15 protein-coding genes are annotated in these 17,637 nt (G+C 65.1%); 8 read left to right on the top strand and 7 right to left on the bottom strand.

Features of this window, described 5'->3' with window-relative positions:
* Positions 1 to 687 precede the first annotated feature (687 nt).
* Entirely contained in the window at positions 688 to 3,120 is a 2,433-nt protein-coding gene (treF, locus tag CFR71_RS05585; protein WP_110528240.1) for an alpha,alpha-trehalase TreF, read from the top strand.
* Positions 3,121 to 3,221: 101 nt separating this feature from the next.
* On the opposite strand, the gene CFR71_RS05580 is transcribed toward treF, so the two are convergent.
* Positions 3,222 to 4,322: a COX15/CtaA family protein gene (locus CFR71_RS05580; RefSeq protein WP_110528237.1), complete on the bottom strand. Its 1,101-nt coding sequence runs from the start codon at positions 4,320 to 4,322 to the stop codon at positions 3,222 to 3,224.
* 127 nt (positions 4,323 to 4,449) lie between these two features.
* On the opposite strand from CFR71_RS05580, the gene CFR71_RS05575 reads away from it, so the two are divergent.
* The 4 genes from CFR71_RS05575 to CFR71_RS05560 all read left to right on the top strand — a co-directional run bounded on the left by CFR71_RS05575 (position 4,450) and on the right by CFR71_RS05560 (position 9,787).
* Positions 4,450 to 5,187, top strand: a complete 738-nt coding sequence (locus CFR71_RS05575; protein WP_239020276.1) for a TVP38/TMEM64 family protein — start codon at positions 4,450 to 4,452, stop codon at positions 5,185 to 5,187.
* A 181-nt stretch (positions 5,188 to 5,368) separates the two neighbouring features.
* Entirely contained in the window at positions 5,369 to 6,682 is a 1,314-nt protein-coding gene (locus CFR71_RS05570) for a multidrug effflux MFS transporter (RefSeq protein WP_110528234.1), read from the top strand.
* Between the two features lie 182 nt (positions 6,683 to 6,864).
* Positions 6,865 to 7,395, top strand: coding sequence for an adenine phosphoribosyltransferase (locus tag CFR71_RS05565; protein WP_110528229.1), 531 nt, complete (start codon positions 6,865 to 6,867; stop codon positions 7,393 to 7,395).
* A gap of 157 nt (positions 7,396 to 7,552) precedes the next feature.
* Positions 7,553 to 9,787 (top strand): FUSC family protein, encoded by a 2,235-nt coding sequence (locus CFR71_RS05560; RefSeq protein WP_110528226.1) that lies wholly within the window; start codon positions 7,553 to 7,555, stop codon positions 9,785 to 9,787.
* A 184-nt stretch (positions 9,788 to 9,971) separates the two neighbouring features.
* Here the strand turns inward: CFR71_RS05560 and accC are convergent, their stop codons facing one another.
* From accC to aroQ, 3 genes are read right to left on the bottom strand one after another with little or no spacing between them, the layout of a single operon-like run.
* Positions 9,972 to 11,321 carry an acetyl-CoA carboxylase biotin carboxylase subunit gene (accC, locus tag CFR71_RS05555; protein ID WP_110528223.1) on the bottom strand — a complete coding sequence of 450 codons (1,350 nt, stop codon included), beginning with the start codon at positions 11,319 to 11,321 and terminating at the stop codon, positions 9,972 to 9,974.
* Positions 11,321 to 11,782, bottom strand: a complete 462-nt coding sequence (accB, locus tag CFR71_RS05550) for an acetyl-CoA carboxylase biotin carboxyl carrier protein (protein WP_110528220.1) — start codon at positions 11,780 to 11,782, stop codon at positions 11,321 to 11,323. Before accB ends, accC begins: the two co-directional genes overlap by 1 nt.
* Entirely contained in the window at positions 11,779 to 12,234 is a 456-nt protein-coding gene (gene aroQ / locus CFR71_RS05545; protein ID WP_110528217.1) for a type II 3-dehydroquinate dehydratase, read from the bottom strand. Before aroQ ends, accB begins: the two co-directional genes overlap by 4 nt.
* 335 nt (positions 12,235 to 12,569) lie before the next feature.
* Here aroQ and CFR71_RS05540 point away from each other — a divergent pair, with 335 nt between their 5' ends.
* Positions 12,570 to 13,073, top strand: a complete 504-nt coding sequence (locus CFR71_RS05540; RefSeq protein ID WP_239020275.1) for a septal ring lytic transglycosylase RlpA family protein — start codon at positions 12,570 to 12,572, stop codon at positions 13,071 to 13,073.
* Here the strand turns inward: CFR71_RS05540 and CFR71_RS05535 are convergent.
* Complete coding sequence (locus tag CFR71_RS05535) at positions 13,030 to 14,019, bottom strand: YihY/virulence factor BrkB family protein (protein ID WP_408891689.1); 990 nt, start codon at positions 14,017 to 14,019, stop codon at positions 13,030 to 13,032. The two genes, CFR71_RS05540 and CFR71_RS05535, sit on opposite strands and share 44 nt — an antisense overlap.
* Before the next feature lie 499 nt (positions 14,020 to 14,518).
* Here CFR71_RS05535 and CFR71_RS05530 point away from each other — a divergent pair, with 499 nt between their 5' ends.
* Both CFR71_RS05530 and CFR71_RS05525 read left to right on the top strand, forming a co-directional pair.
* Positions 14,519 to 15,649: a type III PLP-dependent enzyme gene (locus CFR71_RS05530; protein ID WP_110528211.1), complete on the top strand. Its 1,131-nt coding sequence runs from the start codon at positions 14,519 to 14,521 to the stop codon at positions 15,647 to 15,649.
* 122 nt (positions 15,650 to 15,771) lie between these two features.
* Positions 15,772 to 16,158, top strand: a complete 387-nt coding sequence (locus CFR71_RS05525) for a copper resistance CopC family protein (RefSeq protein WP_110528575.1) — start codon at positions 15,772 to 15,774, stop codon at positions 16,156 to 16,158.
* Between the two features lie 154 nt (positions 16,159 to 16,312).
* Here the strand turns inward: CFR71_RS05525 and ccmB are convergent, their stop codons facing one another.
* Positions 16,313 to 16,993 carry a heme exporter protein CcmB gene (ccmB, locus tag CFR71_RS05520; protein WP_110528208.1) on the bottom strand — a complete coding sequence of 227 codons (681 nt, stop codon included), beginning with the start codon at positions 16,991 to 16,993 and terminating at the stop codon, positions 16,313 to 16,315.
* Positions 16,990 to 17,634, bottom strand: a complete 645-nt coding sequence (gene ccmA, locus CFR71_RS05515; protein WP_110528205.1) for a heme ABC exporter ATP-binding protein CcmA — start codon at positions 17,632 to 17,634, stop codon at positions 16,990 to 16,992. The genes ccmB and ccmA overlap by 4 nt, the downstream gene beginning before the upstream one ends.
* Positions 17,635 to 17,637: the final 3 nt, after the last annotated feature.

The raw sequence follows: 17,637 nt of genomic DNA, 5'->3' as shown, positions 1-17,637 counted from the left end.
TCTCTCATGGCCGGTTCGGCCCTGTCGCGTCCGGTGGCGGTTTGCGCTGGCGCTGCGTTGGTCGCGCTCGTGTCATCAGTGACTCCCGTCCTGTCGCAGGAAGTGCGTCCACAGGACACCCAGACCAGTACGACGACGGCCCCCACTGCTGCTCTCCCTGCCGTGTCCAGCCCTGCGGCATCCGCGCAGGTCCACACGGAAGGGACAACAGCAGCGGAGGCGCAGAATCCCGCATCCGCGCCTGCCGTCCCCACGGCCCCGTCCGCCACGCCCACCCGCCCCCCGGCATCCGCGACCGCACCGGCGACGCCACAGCCTGCGACATCGCCAGCCACGCCGGCGCCGGTTGCCACGACTCCGTCCGCGCCCGTGGACGACGATGGCTATGCCGCGCCCACGCCAAACGGCCTTGATGGCGAGGGGATGGCGCCACCCGCGTCCCCATCCGCGTCGTCCCCGGCCGCGTCGTCGGCATCCGCGCCATCGCAGGCTCCCGCATCTTCATCCGCATCGCAGGGCACGCCGGCGTCGGTTCCTGCGAATCCGGTTCCTGCCTCGCCTGCCCCTGCCGTATCCGCTCCTGCCGCGACGGCGGAGGGTACGCAGGTTCCATCGCAGGCGTCCTCCCCGCAGGGTCCGGCCGCCACGGCGCCTGCGCCGCAGGGCGAAACGTCCCCGCCCGCATCCATGCCTGCATCCACGGCCGCGAATGCATCGGGGGCACAGTCGGGAACGCAGTCACAGGCAGCCTCCACTGTGGCGCCGGCGCATGTCGATACGCCGGTCGGTATCCTTGCCTCCACCCCGCAGGGCGTGAAGAAGACTGAACCCGCGGGATCGAGCATGGTTCCCCCCGCCACCGCCCTGATGGCGGAGGCGGCGGCCCCCGTGGTCATCACGCAGGACCTGCGGCCCCCGTCCGTGGTTCTGGATGGCCTGTTCGTGGATATCGCCAAAGCGCACATCTATGCCGACGCCAAGACGGCGGTGGACGCCGTCCCGGACGAAGATCCCGCCGACCTGCTGGCGCAGTACAGGGCGGCCAAGGCGCGGCCCGATTTCGTGCTGAAGGATTTCGTCAGCCAGCATTTCACCCTGCCTGAACGCAAGACCGTTACCTACCAGCGCAGTCCCAATGAAAACGTGCGCGATTACATCATGGGCATGTGGGACGTGCTGAAACGCCCGCCCGACACGCAGGTGCAGTATTCGTCCCTGCTGCCGCTGCCTTATGCCTATGTCGTGCCGGGTGGCCGTTTCAGTGAACTGTATTACTGGGACAGCTATTTCACCATGATCGGGCTGTACGAGGACGGCAAGATCGACATGATGCGCGACATGATACGCGACATGGCGTCCATGATCGACCGCTACGGGCATATCCCCAACGGCAGCCGCACCTATTACCTCAGCCGTTCGCAGGCGCCGTTCTTCTCGCTGATGGTCGACCTTCTGGCGATGCATGACGGACAGATCGCGTACACCACCTTCCTGCCGGAAATGCAGGCGGAATACGATTACTGGATGGATGGCGCGGATTCGGTGGCGCCGGGCGGGGCCTACCGGCATGTGGTGCGCCTGCCGGACGGCACGGTGATGAACCGTCACTGGGACGACCGCGATTCGCCGCGCGACGAAAGCTATCCCCAGGATCTGGCAACGGCGGCGTCGCAGACCGCCCGCAAGCCCGAGGAGGTTTACCGCGACCTGCGCGCCGGGTCCGAAACGGGCTGGGACTTCTCTTCGCGCTGGCTGGCGGACGGGCACACGCTGTCGACCATCCACACCACCGAACTGCTGACGGTGGAACTGAACTGCCTGATCCCGCACCTGGCGCAGACGCTGGCCCATGCCTATGCGCTCAAGGGCGACAAGGAAGCTTCCGCCCGGTACGCGAAGATCGCGGCCGAACGGGTGGCGGCGGTCCAGCGCGTTCTGTGGGACGAACGCCGCGCGGCCTATATCGATTATGACTGGAAGAAGGGCGAATCGACCTCCATCCTGTCGGGCGCCACGGCCATGCCGCTTTTCCTGCAGATGGCAAGCCCGGAGCAGGCCAAGGCAGTGGCGGAGACGATCCGCAAGAACCTGCTGAAGGTGGGGGGGCTGATTGCCACCGAACGCAGCAACAGCGGGCAGCAGTGGGACGCCCCCAACGGGTGGGCGCCATTGCAGTGGATGGCGGTCAAGGGCCTGAACCAGTACGGCTATGACGAACTGGCCAGCGACATCGCCGCGCGCTGGATGGGCCGCGTGATCGGCACGTATGAAAAATCGGGCGTGCTGCTGGAAAAATATGACGTCTCCAACCCCTATATCAGTCCCCGGGGCGGCAAGGGCGGCGGTGAATACCCGATGCAGATCGGCTTTGGCTGGACCAATGGCACGCTGCTGGGCCTGATGGACCGCTATCCGCAGAATACGCGCGTGGTTCTGGATCGTAACCCCGCCGCGGACCAGCCGGACCGCCCGACCGCGCACGCGCTGCCGCCGATGAATGCCTATGGCGTGCAGAGCGACAAGGACACGATCAACCAGTACAACCTGCCCACCGTAACACTGACGCCGCGTCCCGTGGCCCCGACCCCGACGCTGCCGCAGATATCCTCGGTGGGGGCAAGCGCGCCGACCCCGCCGCTGAGCGCGCCGCCGGCACCGCCCGCCACGCCACCGGCAGCGGAGGCAAAGGCCACCCCGACTCCGCAGGAAACGCCGTCGTCCGCGCCGTCCGCGTCCTCGCCTGCGCCATCCGGCACCACGCAGGCGCAGCAGCCGACGGCGGCATCGGATGCCGCGACATCAGGGGCGTCAACGCCTGCCGCCCCGGCCACCACCGCTGCGCCGGCCAGTCCGTCCGCGCCTGAATCCGTGCCGGAAAAATCCGCGCCTGAAAAAACGGTTGCGCCCGCCGCGTCATCGTCCGCCCCCTCGGCTCCGGCTCCGGCTCCGGCTCCGGCTCCTGCGGGGGCATCGGTCACACCCCCGGCGGGGTCCGCCGCCTCTACCCCGGCGGCATCAGGCGGCACGCCGTCCACGCCTGCTCCCGTGCCGACGCTGCCACCGCACATGACGGACGCGCCGCAGGGCAATTCCACCACGTCCCAGCCCACCGCGCATTAAGGCGCGGCGAGGCCAGGGCGGCAGGTCCGCCTGCGGGGGATTTAGGAAGAAAAAATGTCCCGACGGGCGAAGGCGTCAGCCCGTCGTGACGGGGGCTGGGATCAGACCCGTCCCACCCCGCGCAGGCGGTGCAGCACGATGATGGCGGTCGTCAGCAGCAGCGCGGCACAGGTCTGGTGGACGGTGCCCGCCCATACCGGCACCACCAGCAGCAGCGTGGTCACGCCCAGCGCGTACTGCAAAAGCACCATCCATCCCATCAGCATCAGCGCATCCTGCGCGGGCCGGCCCAGCTGCGGGGTGCGCAGGCCGAGGAAGATGGTCCCCCCGATCAAGGCCGCTGTGCATGTCGCCAGCAGGCGGTGGTCGAACTGCACGGCGGCGATATTCTGGAACCAGTTGAGCCAGAACGGGTGCAGCCGGGCATATCCCGCCGGGATCAGGTGGCCGTCCATCAGTGGAAAGGTGTTGTAGGAAAACCCGGCATGCGTCCCGGCGGTAAAGCCCCCGGCGATGATGGTCGTGGCGACAACGCAGCACACCAGCCACGCCAGCCGGTGGACCCGGACCACGGCCGGGGTGGCGGGAATGAATTCGGGTTCGGGGTTACGCGCCGAAAGCGCGGTCCACAGGATCGCGATATAAAGGGCAAAGGCGCAGCACAGGTGCAGGACCAGGCGGACCGGCGCGACCGCCGTGCTGTCGGGATTGAAGCCGGAGGCCACCATGAACCACCCGATGGCCCCCTGAAGGCCGCCCAGCACGAAAAGCAGGATCAGCCGCGCCGTCAGCCGACGTGACAGGACGCCCGTGACGGCGAACCAGATCAGGGGCAGCAGCAGGACGAAGCCCATCAGCCGCCCCCAGAAGCGGTGGATCCATTCCGCCCAGAAAATCTTCTGGAACCCGGCCAGGCCGAATCCGTCATGCAGGATCTTGTACTGGGGAATGGTTTTGTACAGCGCGAACTGCCGTTCCCATTCCGCATGCGACAGCGGCGGGATCATGCCGGTGATCGGCCGCCAGTCCATGATGGACAGGCCCGACCCCGTCAGGCGGGTATAACCGCCCAGCGCGATCATGCCGATCAGCATGAAGCAGATGGCAAGCAGCCAGTTCGAGACCCGGCGACGGTCGTGCGCGTTGGCCGGAAAGACGGAGTCGCGGCCCTTGGCGAGGCCACCGGAAGGATGTGCGGACATATGGCGGATTTAGACCGCCCTTGCACGCCGCCGCAAGGCAATGCTAGGGCGCGGAACAGGTTTTCTGCCTGCCTTACGCCCCGGGCATGACCTGCATGCATGACATCGCAACAAAGGAGGCGCCTGCGTGACGCGACCGTGCGGCCCATCCCCCGATGCCACCGCGTCCGTGCCGGCGCCCGCATCGCCGTCGCCACCGCCTGCCGGGTTGCGGGTCCTGCTGCGTCCCGCGCTGATGGTGGCGATGGCGGCGGGCCTTGTCATGGCCGCGCGCGTGGCGCCGGGCCTGCACGCGGCGCTGTCCGATGTCGTGGTGCTGCGCGACGGGGCGCGGGGGCGGGCGTGGTTCCTGCTGGCCGGGCTGGCGTTCTGCGCGCTGGGATTGCCGCGGCAGGCGGTGTGTCTTGCGGCGGGCATGGCCTATGGCACGGCGGAGGGCATGGTCATGGCCACCTGCGCCACCGTGGGCGGGGCCTTGGTGGATTTTTTCGCGGCGCGGGCGCTGGGGGGCGGGCGCATGCCCGCGCGGCTGCGCGGGATGGGCGCGCGCCTTGGCCAACCCCTGCGCGAACGGACCTTCGTCACCGTGCTGGTGCTGCGCCTGCTGCCGGTGGGATCCGCCATGATGCTGAGCATCGCGGCCGGCCTTGCGCGCGCGCGGATGATGGCCTTCGTGGCCGCGACCGCGCTGGGCAGCCTGCCGCAGACGGCGGTGTTCGTCCTGATGGGCGGTGGAATGCAGATGAACCGTCAGGGCCGTATCGCGTTGGCGCTCATGCTGTTCGTGGCATCCGGGCTTGGCGGGCTGTGGCTGCTGCGCGCCAGCCGTATCGCGCGTGCCGATCGCGCCACACGTGCGGCCTAAAAAACTGTTTCAGGTATCGTTGCGTTTTTCCGGCCCCGTGGGCGGTTGACGCGACGCGCATGCACGCGCGATACCTTCGGTCAGCGTAAGGCTGTAATGTCGGAATAGATGGTGAAAAATTCCGGCGGCGTCGGCTACTACATTTCCAATTCCTGCTTCTCTTGATTTCTGGAGTGCCGTCATGGGCTCTTCCGCACTCGCGGCGCAGTCATCCGATGCGCCGGTTGGCAAAATCGCCAGCCGGTCGATGGGATGGATCGCCATCCTGCTTGGGGTCCTGACGGCGGTCGGGCCTGTTTCCACCGACATCTACCTGCCGGCTTTCCCCGAACTGGAAAAGACGCTGCACGCGAAGGCGGGTTCCGCCCAGATGACGCTGGCGATCTGGTTCGTGGGGCTGGCGATCGGGCAGATCACCATGGGGCCGGTTTCCGACCGTTTCGGGCGGCGGCTGCCGATGCTGCTGGGCACGTTCGTCTATACCCTGGCGTCGGTCGGGTGCGCGATGGCGACCGACATCTATACCTTTTCGGCATTCCGGCTGGTGGCGTCGCTTGGCGCGTCGGCCAGCCTGATCATCCCCAGCGCCTGCGTGCGCGACATGTCGCACGGCAATGAATCCGCGCGGCTGATGTCGCGGCTGGTGCTGGTGATGGGGGTCGTGCCCATCCTTGCCCCCACGCTGGGCGGGCTGGTGCTGTCCTTTACGACGTGGCGCTCGATCTTCTGGGCGGCGGCGGTCTATGGCGTGGTGTGCATGCTGCTGATCTGGCGGGTGCTGCCCGAAACGCTGAAGCCCGAGAACCGCAGCGAACTTTCCCCCGTCACGCTGTGCAGCCGCTATCTGCTGCTGGTGCGCGACAGGGGGTTTTTCACCAATGCGATGATCGCCGGCTTTTCATGCTTCATGTCCTTTACCTACCTCTCGGCGGCGCCGTCGGTGTTCATCCACCAGTTCGGCCTGTCGCCGGCGCATTTCGGCATGATGTTCGGCGTCTTCGCCGTGTGCATGATCGGGGCGTCGCAGCTTAACGGCATGCTGGTGGGGCGGATTGACGCAGCGCGCATCCTGGGCGTTTCCGTCTTCATCGCCCTTGTGGGCACCATCGGCATGACGCTGGTCGCCAGCCTGATCGCGGAAACGACCAAGGGCGGGGGGCATCCGTCCATCGGGCTCATGCTGGCGCTGATCGGCACGATGATGTTTTCGCTTGGCACCACCGGGATCATCGGGCCGAACGCCACCGTCGGCGCGCTGGCCGATCATCCGCGCCTCGCCGGCAGCGCGTCCGCCTTTGTCGGCACGCTGCAGTACGTGCTGGGCGCGCTGGCGGGGGCCATCGTCGGGATGCTGCCGTCGGATACGCCCGTGTCGATGGCGGCGGTCATGTTCGCCGGCGCGGTGGTCATGCTGCTGATGGTGGTGCTGCGGCCACGCCGCGCGCCGGAGGACGGGACCGGCACGGATGCGCGGACGCATTCCCCGGCATCCTGACGGGATGCGCCCGTGCAGGGGCGCTTTGTGACAAAAGCGGCGGTGGCGGGGTTGCCGTCCGGCGGCCCGGCGGCTACAGGCGACGTGCATCCCTGTCGTTCGGGCGGATGTAATTTGCGTGGACGCGGTATCCATCGCGATGCCACGCGTCGGAACAGGTTTCTCGGGAATACATACAGGCCATGACCACTTCCACCATCGATCTGAAGCAGTACATCCGGGGCATTCCCGATTTCCCCAAGCCGGGTATCCTGTTCTACGATATCTCGACCCTGATGCGGAATGCGGATGCATGGCAGATCGCAATGGGGCGGCTGACGGCGGCGGTGGCACCGTGGTCGGTCGACATGCTGGCGGCCATTGAATCGCGCGGCTTCCTGACGGCCGCCCCGCTGGCAAGCCGCCTTGGCTGCGGGCTGGTGATGCTGCGCAAGCCGGGCAAGCTGCCGGGCCAGACGGTTTCCTATGATTACGACCTCGAATACGGTCAGGATTCGCTGCATATCCAGGCCGACGCGATCGTGCCGGGGCAGCGGGTCGTGGTGATGGACGACCTGCTGGCGACGGGTGGCACGCTTGCGGCCTCCATCGCGCTGCTGCGCAAGGTCGGGGCCGAGGTCGTGGGTGCCGCCACCCTGATCGAGATCCGTTCGCTCGAGGGGCGTGACCGTCTGGATGTGCCGGTCAAGACGCTGGTGTCCTACGACGACTGATTGGTATCGCGGCTTTGCCGGCGAAACCGTCTTGCAATATACAGTTTCATGAACGCTGATATACCGGACATCACGTGTCGGTCTGTTGGCCCCGCATGTAAAGTGTACAGGAAACTGTATAGCCGTATTTCATATCGCAGGGAGCGCGTATGCCGGGATGAATAGTCTTGAGCTCTCCCTGCTACAGTTCCAGACCCGGATTGTTGCCTTCCTGCGGCGTCTGTGGCCGCCCGGTGTGCCGGTGCGCCAGGACCACATGCGCTGGCTGTTCGCGCCGGGGCTGTTCACCTTTGGCTATGCCCTGCGCACGACCATTACCTCGCTGATTGCGCTGGGTATTGCGTTGTGGTGGGAACTGGGCAGCCCCCAGTGGGCCGCGCTGACGGTCTGGATGGTGGCGCAGGGGACGCGCGGCAAGAGCGTGGCCAAGGCGCGATGGCACCTGTTCGGCATGGTGGTGGGCACGATCTGCGCCGTGCTGCTGGTGGCGGCGTTCCCGCAGGCGCCGCTGATGTTCATCCTGATGCTGGCGGTGGGGATCGGCACGTTCTGTTTCATCGGGACGCTGCTGCCCGGCCCCGCGACGATGACGAACTACCGCATCCATGGCATGCGGGCCAGCGGGTTTACCTACGCCATCATCTCGCTCGACGGGATTGCCGACCCGCAGCATATCTTCATGATCGCGATGTCGCGCGCGACCTATATCGTGCTGGGCATCGTGCTGGAAAGCACGGTTTCCTCCCTGTTCCAGTACCGGCTGGGTGCGCGGGCGCAGGACCGGCTGACCCATAATTTCCTGACGGCCATCGACGGCGCGGGGCAGACGCTGGCCTCCCTGCTGGCGGGTGACAGCGACGTGCTGAAGAAGGCGCGGCAGGTTTTCGCCAACATCACGACCCTGAGCGACCAGATCGAGTTCGCGGAGGTCGAGATGGGCGCGCAGCGCGGGCACGAGGGCGATCATGCCCGCGCGGCCCTTGCGCGGGTGGCGATGCTGCTGTCGCGCGGCCTGGACCTTGCCGCGCTGATCCATATTCCCGGCAACGTGCCCGGCGCGGCCTTCAACGCGACGTCGGCCAAGGTGCAGGCGTTCCTGCGCGACATGGCCGGACAGCTGGAGATGACGGACGACATCCATCCCGTCCTTGCCACGCTGTCGGCCCTGCAGGCGGAATGCCGGCAGAGCGTCGCGGACTCCCTCGAAGATGAAATGGGCAGCGCCACCAGCGACCCCGCGCCACCAGCCGTCGCCCACATCCTGTCGCAGCAGCGCATGCTGCATTACGGGCTGGGGGAGATGCTCGATGAACTGGAACAGGCCATCATCCAGTTCGACGCCAGCCGCCATCCGCTGCGCCACGATCATTTCCATTACCGCATCAAGACGTTTCGCGACTGGCAGCAGGCCTTTACCAACAGCCTGCGCGCCTCGGTCACGATTTTCGGCTCCGGCCTGATCTGGGTCACCACGGCATGGTCGTCGGGCCTGACCTTCATGATGTTCGTCTCCATCGTATGCAGCCTGTTCTCCACGCTGGAAAAACCCGCCCTGGCAACCAAGGCGTTCCTGGGCGGCGCGATCTGGGCCAGCGTCATGGCGGCCGTGCTGGTGCTGTGGGTACTGCCGACGCCCTCGACCTATGAAGTGATGGCGATGTGCCTGATGGTGCCGATGCTGATGGGGGGACTGGCGTTCGCCTATCCGGTGCTGATCCTGGGGGCGGTGTCGTACAACCTTTTCCTTCCCATCCTGCTGGGGCCGGGAAACCAGTCGCGACTGGACGAGGTCTCGTTCTTCAATACCGCGATGCCGCTGATCCTCGGGCTGTGGTATTCGATGTGGGTCTTCCGGCTTGTGCTGCCGTTCGATACCAACGACATGCGCTGGCAGATGCGGACCCGTATCCTGCGCGGGCTGCGCCATGTCGCGCGTTCACGCACGCTGCCGACGACACTGTATGTGGTCGAACGCAACGTGGACCGCTTCGTGCGGCTGCTGACGGATGCGGAAAATACCCCGGACGCCATCATCGATGCGTATCTGCAGGGCATCCTGTCGGCCATGACGATCGGCCTGAACATCATCCGCCTGCGTGGCATTCTGGAACGCCATCTGCTGCCCTCCGCCGCGCAGGAAGTCGTGACCGAGATGATGGCCCGCATGGCGCAGTTCAGCGGGCGTTATGGCGGCCATTACGGGCGCACGGCGCGGGCCACAAAATTCGCGATCGACCGGATCCAGAACATGACGCAGCAGGAAGGCAACCTTGGCGTGCGGCTGGAGATGAATGGCGCGCTGGTCTGCCTGTATGTGATTTCGTACGAACTGGATAACAACCAGAAATTCTTCGACGCCTCGAGCCCCTATCTCGATCCCGTCCTGACCTGACAGGCAATGGACATGAAAAAAGCCAGCGGACTTGCGTCATGCTGGCTTTTTTGAAGATAACATCCTGAAATCATAAAAGTTTTTGGTGAAGCTTTTTGCAAAAAGCTTCAAAGGAACGTCGCCTTTTTGAAAAAAGGCGACACCCAAAAACTTCTTTTATCCATCAACCGGCTGTTTGCAGGGATCAGTCGTCCTGATGCGCCGCGACGAATTTTTCCAGCCAGTGGATGGTGTAGTTGCCCGACCGGAATTCCGGATCGTCAAGGATCTTGAGGTGCAGGGGAATGACGGTCTTGACCCCTTCGATCACGAACTCGTCCAGCGCGCGACGCATGCGCTGGATGGCGTCCAGCCGCGTGGGGCCGCGCACGATCAGCTTGGCGATCATGCTGTCGTAATAGGGCGGCACGCGATAGCCTGCGTACAGCGCGCTGTCGACGCGCACGCCAAGGCCGCCGGGCGGATGAAACACGCTGATGGTGCCGGGCGTCGGCATGAAGGTCAGGGGATCTTCGGCATTGATGCGGCATTCGATCGCATGGCCGGAGAAATGGATGTCCTTCTGGCTGTAGCCCAGCGGCTCACCCGCCGCGATGCGGATCTGCTCGCGCACCAGGTCCACGTCACAGACCATTTCGGTGACCGGATGTTCCACCTGCAGGCGGGTGTTCATCTCGATAAAGCAGAACTGCCCGTCCTGGTACAGGAACTCCAGCGTGCCGGCGTTGCGGTATCCCAGCTTTTTCAGGGCTGATGTCGCGATCTCACCGATCTGGTCACGCTGATGCGGCTCAAGCGCGGGGGATCCCGCTTCTTCCAGCAGCTTCTGGTGGCGGCGCTGCAGGGAGCAGTCACGTTCGCCGAAATGCACGACCTCGCCATGCGTGTCGGCCATGATCTGCAGTTCGATATGGCGCGGCCGGTCGAGGTACTTTTCGAGATAGACCTCGTCATTGCCGAACGCGGCGCGGGCTTCCGTCCTGGCCACGCTCCACGCTTCCTCGATCTCGTCGGCGTTCGCCGCGACCTTCATGCCGCGTCCGCCGCCGCCCGCCGCCGCCTTGATCAGCACGGGATAGCCGACTTCTTGCGCGACGGCGCGTGCCTGGTCCAGGTTTTCCAGCGCCCCGTCCGAACCCGGCACCAGCGGCACGCCCAGTGCCTTCATCGTGGTCTTGGCGGTGATCTTGTCACCCATCATGCGGATATGGCTGGCCGTCGGACCGATGAATGTCAGGCCGTGGGCTTCCACCGTTTCGGCGAAATCCGCATTTTCCGACAGGAAGCCATAGCCGGGATGGATGGCGTCCGCGCCGGTGATGGTCGCTGCCGACAGGATGGCCGCCACGTTGAGGTAGGAGTCGCGGCTGGCTGGCGGGCCGATGCACACGGCTTCGTCGGCAAGGCGGACATGCATCGCATCCGAATCGGCGGTGGAATGCACCGCAACGGTGGGGATGCCCAGTTCGCGGCAGGCCCGCAGGATGCGCAGGGCGATCTCGCCGCGATTGGCGATCAGGATCTTGGAAAACATTACTCTATGATGGCCAGAACTTCGCCGTATTCAACGGGCTCGCCCGACGGGACAAGGATCTTGGTCAGGGTGCCGGCGCGCGGGGCCTTGATCTGGTTGAAGGTCTTCATCGCCTCGATCAGCATCAGGGTCTGGCCCGCCGTGACCTGCTGGCCTTCCGTGACGAACGGGGGGGAGGACGGATCGGGCGTCAGGTACGCCACGCCAACCATCGGGCTGGTGACCGCGCCCGGATGCTTGGACAGGTCGGCCGGCGCCGCCGGAGCGGCCGGGGGCGCGACGGCGGGGGCCACCGGCGCCACAGGTGCCGGCGTCGCGACGGCATGGGTCGCGGCAGGGGCCGCGCGCACCACGCGCACCCGGCTGTCCTTTTCCGCGATCTCGATTTCGGTCAGGCCGGTTTCGGTCAGAATTTCGGCCAATGCCCGAATGGCATCCGCATCCACGAGCAGTCGGCTCATTGATCGTCCTCGTCCAGAATCATGTCTGTCATGGCCTGAAGCGCCAGCGCATAGCCCCGCACGCCCAGCCCGCAGATGACGCCGATGGCGGCGCGGGAGACGTAGGAGTTCTGGCGAAACGCCTCACGGCGATGAATGTTGGAAATATGTACTTCGATCACCGGCAGGTCGACCGCCAGCAGCGCATCGAGCACGGCGATGGAAGTATGGGAATAGGCCGCCGGGTTGATGATGATGCCGCGTGCGCGGCCCCGGCATTCCTGGATCCACGAAACAAGTTCCCCTTCGCCATTGGTCTGGCGGAAATCGATTGCCACGTCGAGCTGCTCCGCAGCCTGGACGCAGACCTGTTCGACATCATCAAGGGTTGCGACGCCATACACTTCGGGCTGCCGCAGTCCAAGCATGTTGAGGTTGGGGCCGTTGAGAACGGCAATCAGGGGACGCTCCATAATGCAGGCGCCGTAGCATGCCCTTCGCCACGATCCAAGCCTGTTCTGCATCCGGCGGGGAATCGAGCGTGTTTTACGCGCCCGTCCGGACCCGCCCGGAACCAGCCCGGGGGCGTCCGCCATGCGCCGCAGGCATGCGGGGATACAGTTCCGCCCTGCTAACGGTATCAGAAATATGAAATAATTCCTGAGTAAATATAAAGGTGACTTTCCAAGTCATAATATCCCGCTGGAAAATGTGCCTGAACCGGGCTGGTCGCCTTTATGTATATTATGTAATGGTCCATTCCATGATTGCCCGACCCCTTCATGTTCAACCGCGCATGCGGCGGAAAATGCCGGATCTTCTGGTCTGGGGTCTGTCATGTCTGCTGACGCTCGGCTGTGGCATGACGGCCGGCATGTCGTGCGCCCACGCGCGCCACGCCACGCGGCACGCCGTGCGTCATGCAAGGGCGGCCCATCATCACCTGCGCCGGCTGCCCCCCGTCGCACCGATGCAAAGCGTTTCGTCCACATGGTCGCAGCATGGACTGGCCAGCTGGTATGGCACGCATCGTGAAATCGGCCACCGCACCGCATCGGGGGACATCTTTGATCCCGGCGCGATGACGGCGGCGCACCGGCAGCTTCCGCTGGGGACGCGGGTGCGAATTCGGGCGGTTGCGACGGGACGTTCGGTCATTGTCACGATCAATGACCGTGGTCCCTATCGCGGAAACAGGATCATCGACCTTTCGCCCGCCGCCGCGCGGGAAATCGGGCTTCTGGACCGGGGCACGACGGCGGTGGACATCATGGCGCTTCCCCCGGAGGAAGCGGCGTGGCCTCACGGCTAGGGACGGCGGTGGCGGGCCGGGCTTCCTGCGGTTTCGTGGCGGGTTTGCGCACGATGGACCATCCTTCCATCTGCGGGCCGTTGTCACGCAGGCACATCTGTATTTCCAGGCCCGCGTTCAGTTCCGCCCCCAGCAGCACGACATAGGCCGAGACATAGAACCACATCATGGTGGCGACGAAGGCACCCAGCGGCCCATAGGTCGCGCCATAGCCCGCGATATGGCTGACATAATAGGAAAACCCGACGGACGTCAGCAGCCACAGCAGCGTTGCCGCCACGGAACCGGGCAGGATGCAGCGCCACGACGTGCTCTGCCGGTTCGGGCCGAATCGGTAAAGCAGGGAACATCCCGACAGCACGAACAGAAGCATCAGGGCGGGACCGCCCATGCGCACCAGCAGTTCGACCGAACCCGGCGGCGGCGCGAGCGAGAGCTTCTGCGGAAGGTAGTCCAGCAGGATCGGCAGGGCCACCATCAGGGCCAGCGTCAGGATCCCGCCGCAGATGGCCGACAGGGTCATGATCATGCCCATCGCCTGAAACCGCAGGAAACTACGGGTTTCCGGGGTGTTGTAGGCCACGTTCATCGCCAGCAGGAGCGAACGCGTCGCGGCGGAGGCCGACCACATGGCGATGGTGGTGGACACGATCAGGTTGAATGTCAGCGATGAATGCGATTGCGCGACAAGGATATGGATCCGGTCGCAGATCAGGTCATACGCCGCAGGGGGAAGCAGGTTGCGCAGCACGACAAGCTGCGGCTCCACCGTCTGGGGATCGAACAGAAGCCCGTAAAGCGAGATCAGCGTGCTCATGGCCGGGAACAGCGACAGGGTGGCGTAAAAGGCGCATCCGGCCGCCGCCAGCGTGATCTGGTCGGACGCGATATTGGTGGCCACCTGCTTCATGACGGGCAGGATGTGACGGTGCAGGGCGTCATTCATGTCCGTCATTTCCGTGGCATTCTTCGTGGCGCGCCCGGCAGGCGATGGCGGGGGGGTAACGGGCGCCGTTACCCCGATCTGGTCTGGGGAAGAAGAGATCAATGCGTTGTCCAGGCTCTGCTTGATTTCGTGGTCTCGACAGGGCGGGCCGGGGCGCCGGTATCCTGTTATTTCTGCGATCGCGCCCGCCGTCGGGACGCAAGCGGGTCATGACATTACTGGGGTCGATTTTATCCACCTTAGACGAAAAAGGTGTGGGTGAGGCCAATTTTTCTATTGCGTTACGGACGTATTGTCCTCATATGCGCTCCTTACGCAACAACGCACGTGCCACTGGCCCTCTGAGGTTACGCAACGACGTCAAGCGTTCTGGCAATCGGGGCCTGCTGCTTGGGCCCCTCACTGGTCGCTGGTCCGTTAGACCGTTTCGCAACATCTGTCCGTTTGTTCAGTATTCTCATACGCATCCGGACGGCAGTACAGAAGGGATTTGGGTGCGATGACTCCCAAAATCGCTCGTTATCTGGCTGAGCAGGCCCCTGCTACGCCATGCCTTGTCGTCGACGTCGATCGCGTCGAGGAACGTTACAGCGCGCTTCACGCGGCGCTGCCGCTCGCGCGGATCTATTACGCGGTCAAGGCGAATCCCGCGCCGGCCATCCTCGACCGGCTTGTCGGGCTGGGCTCCGCCTTCGATGCCGCCTCGTGGGAAGAAATCCAGATGTGCCTGCGCGCCGGCGCCGCGCCGCAGGACATCTCCTTTGGCAACACGGTCAAGAAGGCGTCGGCCATCGCCCACGCGCACGCGGCGGGCATCGACATGTTCGCCTTCGACTGTGCCGAGGAACTGGACAAGCTGGCGCGTCATGCGCCGGGATCGCGGGTCTATTGCCGCCTGATCGTGGAAAATGAGGGCGCGGACTGGCCGCTGTCGCGCAAGTTCGGCACGACGCTGGACAATGCCCGCGACCTGATGCTGCGCGCGCGCGACCTGGGGCTTGATCCTTACGGCCTGTCCTTTCACGTCGGCAGCCAGCAGACCGAGACCGGGACCTATGAGGCCGCGATCGCGCGCGTCGGCATGCTGTTCACGGACCTGAAGGCCGCGGGACTGGAACTGCGCATGGTCAATCTGGGCGGCGGGTTCCCGATTCGCTATCGCGATGACGTGCCGGGCATCGACCGTTTCGCGCTGGCGATCAGCCACGCGATGACGGAGCATTTCGGCAATGACCTGCCGGAAATGATCGTGGAACCGGGCCGCTTCATCGTTGGCGACGCGGGCGTCGTCTCGTCCGAGGTGGTGCTGGTCAGCCGTCGCGGCATCGATGATGGCGTGCGCTGGGTCTACCTTGATATCGGGCGTTTCGGCGGCCTTGCGGAAACGGAGGGCGAGGCGATTCGCTATGGCATCCGCACGCCGCATGACGGCATGGCGACGGGGCCGGTCGCCATCGCGGGACCGACCTGCGACGGCGCGGACATCATGTATGAAAAGACGCCCTATAACCTGCCGCTGGGCCTCGAATCGGGGGATCGTGTCGAACTGCTCTCGACCGGGGCCTATGTCTCGACCTACTGCTCGACCGGGTTCAACGGCCTTGCGCCGCTGAGTGAGCATTATATCTGAACCTGCCATTCCGGGTGGCGGAAACGTGGGGGACGGTGCGCGGGATTCGCGCCCGTCCCTTTTTTATTTTTCAGGGCGCTATAGAACAGGATCCGTCTTTCATTTCCGTGCGGGGGCGTTCCATGCGTAATCCATTCCTGTTCCTGCCCGCATTCCTTGTCGGGGGGATGTTATGTCTGGGGCTGGCGCGCCCGGCATGGGCCAGCCCGGGGCTGGTGCATGCGACCCCGGCGGCGGGGCAGAATGTGAATGCCGGAACGGTGTCGATCCGGCTGGATTTCAATGCGGTCATCGATCCGTTTCACACCCGACTCGTGTTGCTGGGGCCAAGTGGCGTGCCACAGCTTCTGCTGGCATCGCCCAAGGATGACGAGCAGCAGGAGATCGCGGTGGACGTGCCGCTGGGCACGCCGGGCGATTATGTCCTGCAATGGCGCGCGGGGGGCAGGGCCAGCGGCATCAGCCACGGCAGCGTGCCATTCCATGTCGTGGCGCCCGCCGGGCACTGATGATAAAAAACAGAAGTTTTTGGGTGTTGCCTTTTTTTAAAAAGGCGACGTCTTTCGAAGCTTTTTGCAAAAAGCTTCACCAAAAACTTTTATGATTTCAGTGAATTAAGGAAATACGCCACCGCGTCCTGACGGGCTGGGGAGCGTTTTCCCTTCATTCCACCGCCGCGCGCAGGCCTGCCCCGGCCGCGAGCGGGCAGAGCGGAATCGCCGCCGCGAGGAACGCGCCCAGCAGTTCCAGATCCGGTCCCCATGACAGTCCCGTCTGCGCCGCGTCCAGCGCCGCCGCCCCGAAAATCAGCGCGGGCGTGGTCAGTGGCAGCACCAGAAGCGGCAGCAGCACCCCGCCCCGGCGCGCGCCCAGGACGACGGACGCCGCCATGCCCCCGATCAGCGACAGGATCAGCGTGCCCAGCAGCAGCCCGATCAGCAGGATGGACAGGCTGTCGGTGGGCATGCCAAGCATGATGCCCAGCGGTGGCGCCGCCAGCAGCAGCGGCAGTCCGGTGGTCAGCCAGTGGGCCATCATCTTGGCCAGCGCGATCAGCGACGGCGGAAGGCCGGTCATCATCAGCTGATCCAGCGACCCGTCCTCCAGCTCCGCCCCGAACAGGCGGTCAAGCGGCAGGAGGGCCGCCAGCAGCGCGCAGACCCAGACGATTCCCGGCGCCATGTGCCGCAGCAGTTCGGGCGAGGGGCCAAGCGCCAGCGGAAACAGCGCGCCCGCCAGGATAAAGAACAGGACGGAGCCGAGCGTATCCGCCCCATGCCGCAGGGCAAGGCGGAGATCGCGTTCAAGGATGGCGAGGATCAGGGTAGGGGTCTGCAGCTTCAAAACAGGTCGTCCTCGGGGAAATCCTCCATCGCCTGGGGGATATCGGATTCGTTCAGTCCCGGCAGCGCCAGCGATTTCGCGTCAGGCAGGGGAAGGGGAACGTGGGTGGTTGCGATCACGATTCCGCCAGCATCGCGATGGGCGCGGAAAAGCGTTTCCAGCAGTCCCATCGTGTTGCTGTCGAGGCCGAGGCTCGGCTCGTCAAGCAGCCACAGCGGCGCGCGCGCCAGCAGCACCCGCGCAAGTGCCGCGCGACGTTTCTGCCCCGCCGAAAGCATGCGCGCCGGCAGGTCCGCCAGTCCGGAAATATTGAGTGCGGACATGCATGAATACGGATCCGCCCCGCTTGCCCTGGCGGCGAGCGTAAGGTTTTCCAACAGCGTCAGGCCGGGTTTCAGCGCGTCCTGATGCCCCAGGTAGGCCACGCGTTCGGCATGCCGCGAACGGTCCGCCAGCGCATCGACGCCTGACCACAGCACATGGCCGCCTTCCGGTTTGCGCAGCCCGGCAAGCACGCGCAGCAATGTCGACTTGCCGGCCCCGTTCGGACCCGTCAGCAACAGCGCGTCACCCGCGTCCAGCGCGAAGCCAACCTGGTCCAGAACAAGGCGTTCCCCGCGAAAAACCGAGATATTTTCCACTTT

The organism is Novacetimonas pomaceti (assembly GCF_003207955.1).
Classification (GTDB): domain Bacteria; phylum Pseudomonadota; class Alphaproteobacteria; order Acetobacterales; family Acetobacteraceae; genus Novacetimonas; species Novacetimonas pomaceti.
Note: the sequence above shows the minus strand (reverse complement) of the source record. Positions and strands in the feature narration are given on the sequence as shown.

What these genes read in the sequence shown, in the direction of transcription:
- treF (WP_110528240.1), top strand. Translation starts at nt 688, where the DNA reads ATGCCTGCATCCACGGCCGCGAATGCATCGGGGGCACAGTCGGGAACG.
- CFR71_RS05580 (WP_110528237.1), bottom strand. Translation starts at nt 4,322, where the DNA reads ATGTCCGCACATCCTTCCGGTGGCCTCGCCAAGGGCCGCGACTCCGTC.
- CFR71_RS05570 (WP_110528234.1), top strand. Translation starts at nt 5,369, where the DNA reads ATGGGCTCTTCCGCACTCGCGGCGCAGTCATCCGATGCGCCGGTTGGC.
- CFR71_RS05565 (WP_110528229.1), top strand. Translation starts at nt 6,865, where the DNA reads ATGACCACTTCCACCATCGATCTGAAGCAGTACATCCGGGGCATTCCC.
- CFR71_RS05560 (WP_110528226.1), top strand. Translation starts at nt 7,553, where the DNA reads ATGAATAGTCTTGAGCTCTCCCTGCTACAGTTCCAGACCCGGATTGTT.
- accC (WP_110528223.1), bottom strand. Translation starts at nt 11,321, where the DNA reads ATGTTTTCCAAGATCCTGATCGCCAATCGCGGCGAGATCGCCCTGCGC.
- accB (WP_110528220.1), bottom strand. Translation starts at nt 11,782, where the DNA reads ATGAGCCGACTGCTCGTGGATGCGGATGCCATTCGGGCATTGGCCGAA.
- aroQ (WP_110528217.1), bottom strand. Translation starts at nt 12,234, where the DNA reads ATGGAGCGTCCCCTGATTGCCGTTCTCAACGGCCCCAACCTCAACATG.
- CFR71_RS05540 (WP_239020275.1), top strand. Translation starts at nt 12,570, where the DNA reads ATGCCGGATCTTCTGGTCTGGGGTCTGTCATGTCTGCTGACGCTCGGC.
- CFR71_RS05535 (WP_408891689.1), bottom strand. Translation starts at nt 14,019, where the DNA reads ATGAATGACGCCCTGCACCGTCACATCCTGCCCGTCATGAAGCAGGTG.
- CFR71_RS05530 (WP_110528211.1), top strand. Translation starts at nt 14,519, where the DNA reads ATGACTCCCAAAATCGCTCGTTATCTGGCTGAGCAGGCCCCTGCTACG.
- CFR71_RS05525 (WP_110528575.1), top strand. Translation starts at nt 15,772, where the DNA reads ATGCGTAATCCATTCCTGTTCCTGCCCGCATTCCTTGTCGGGGGGATG.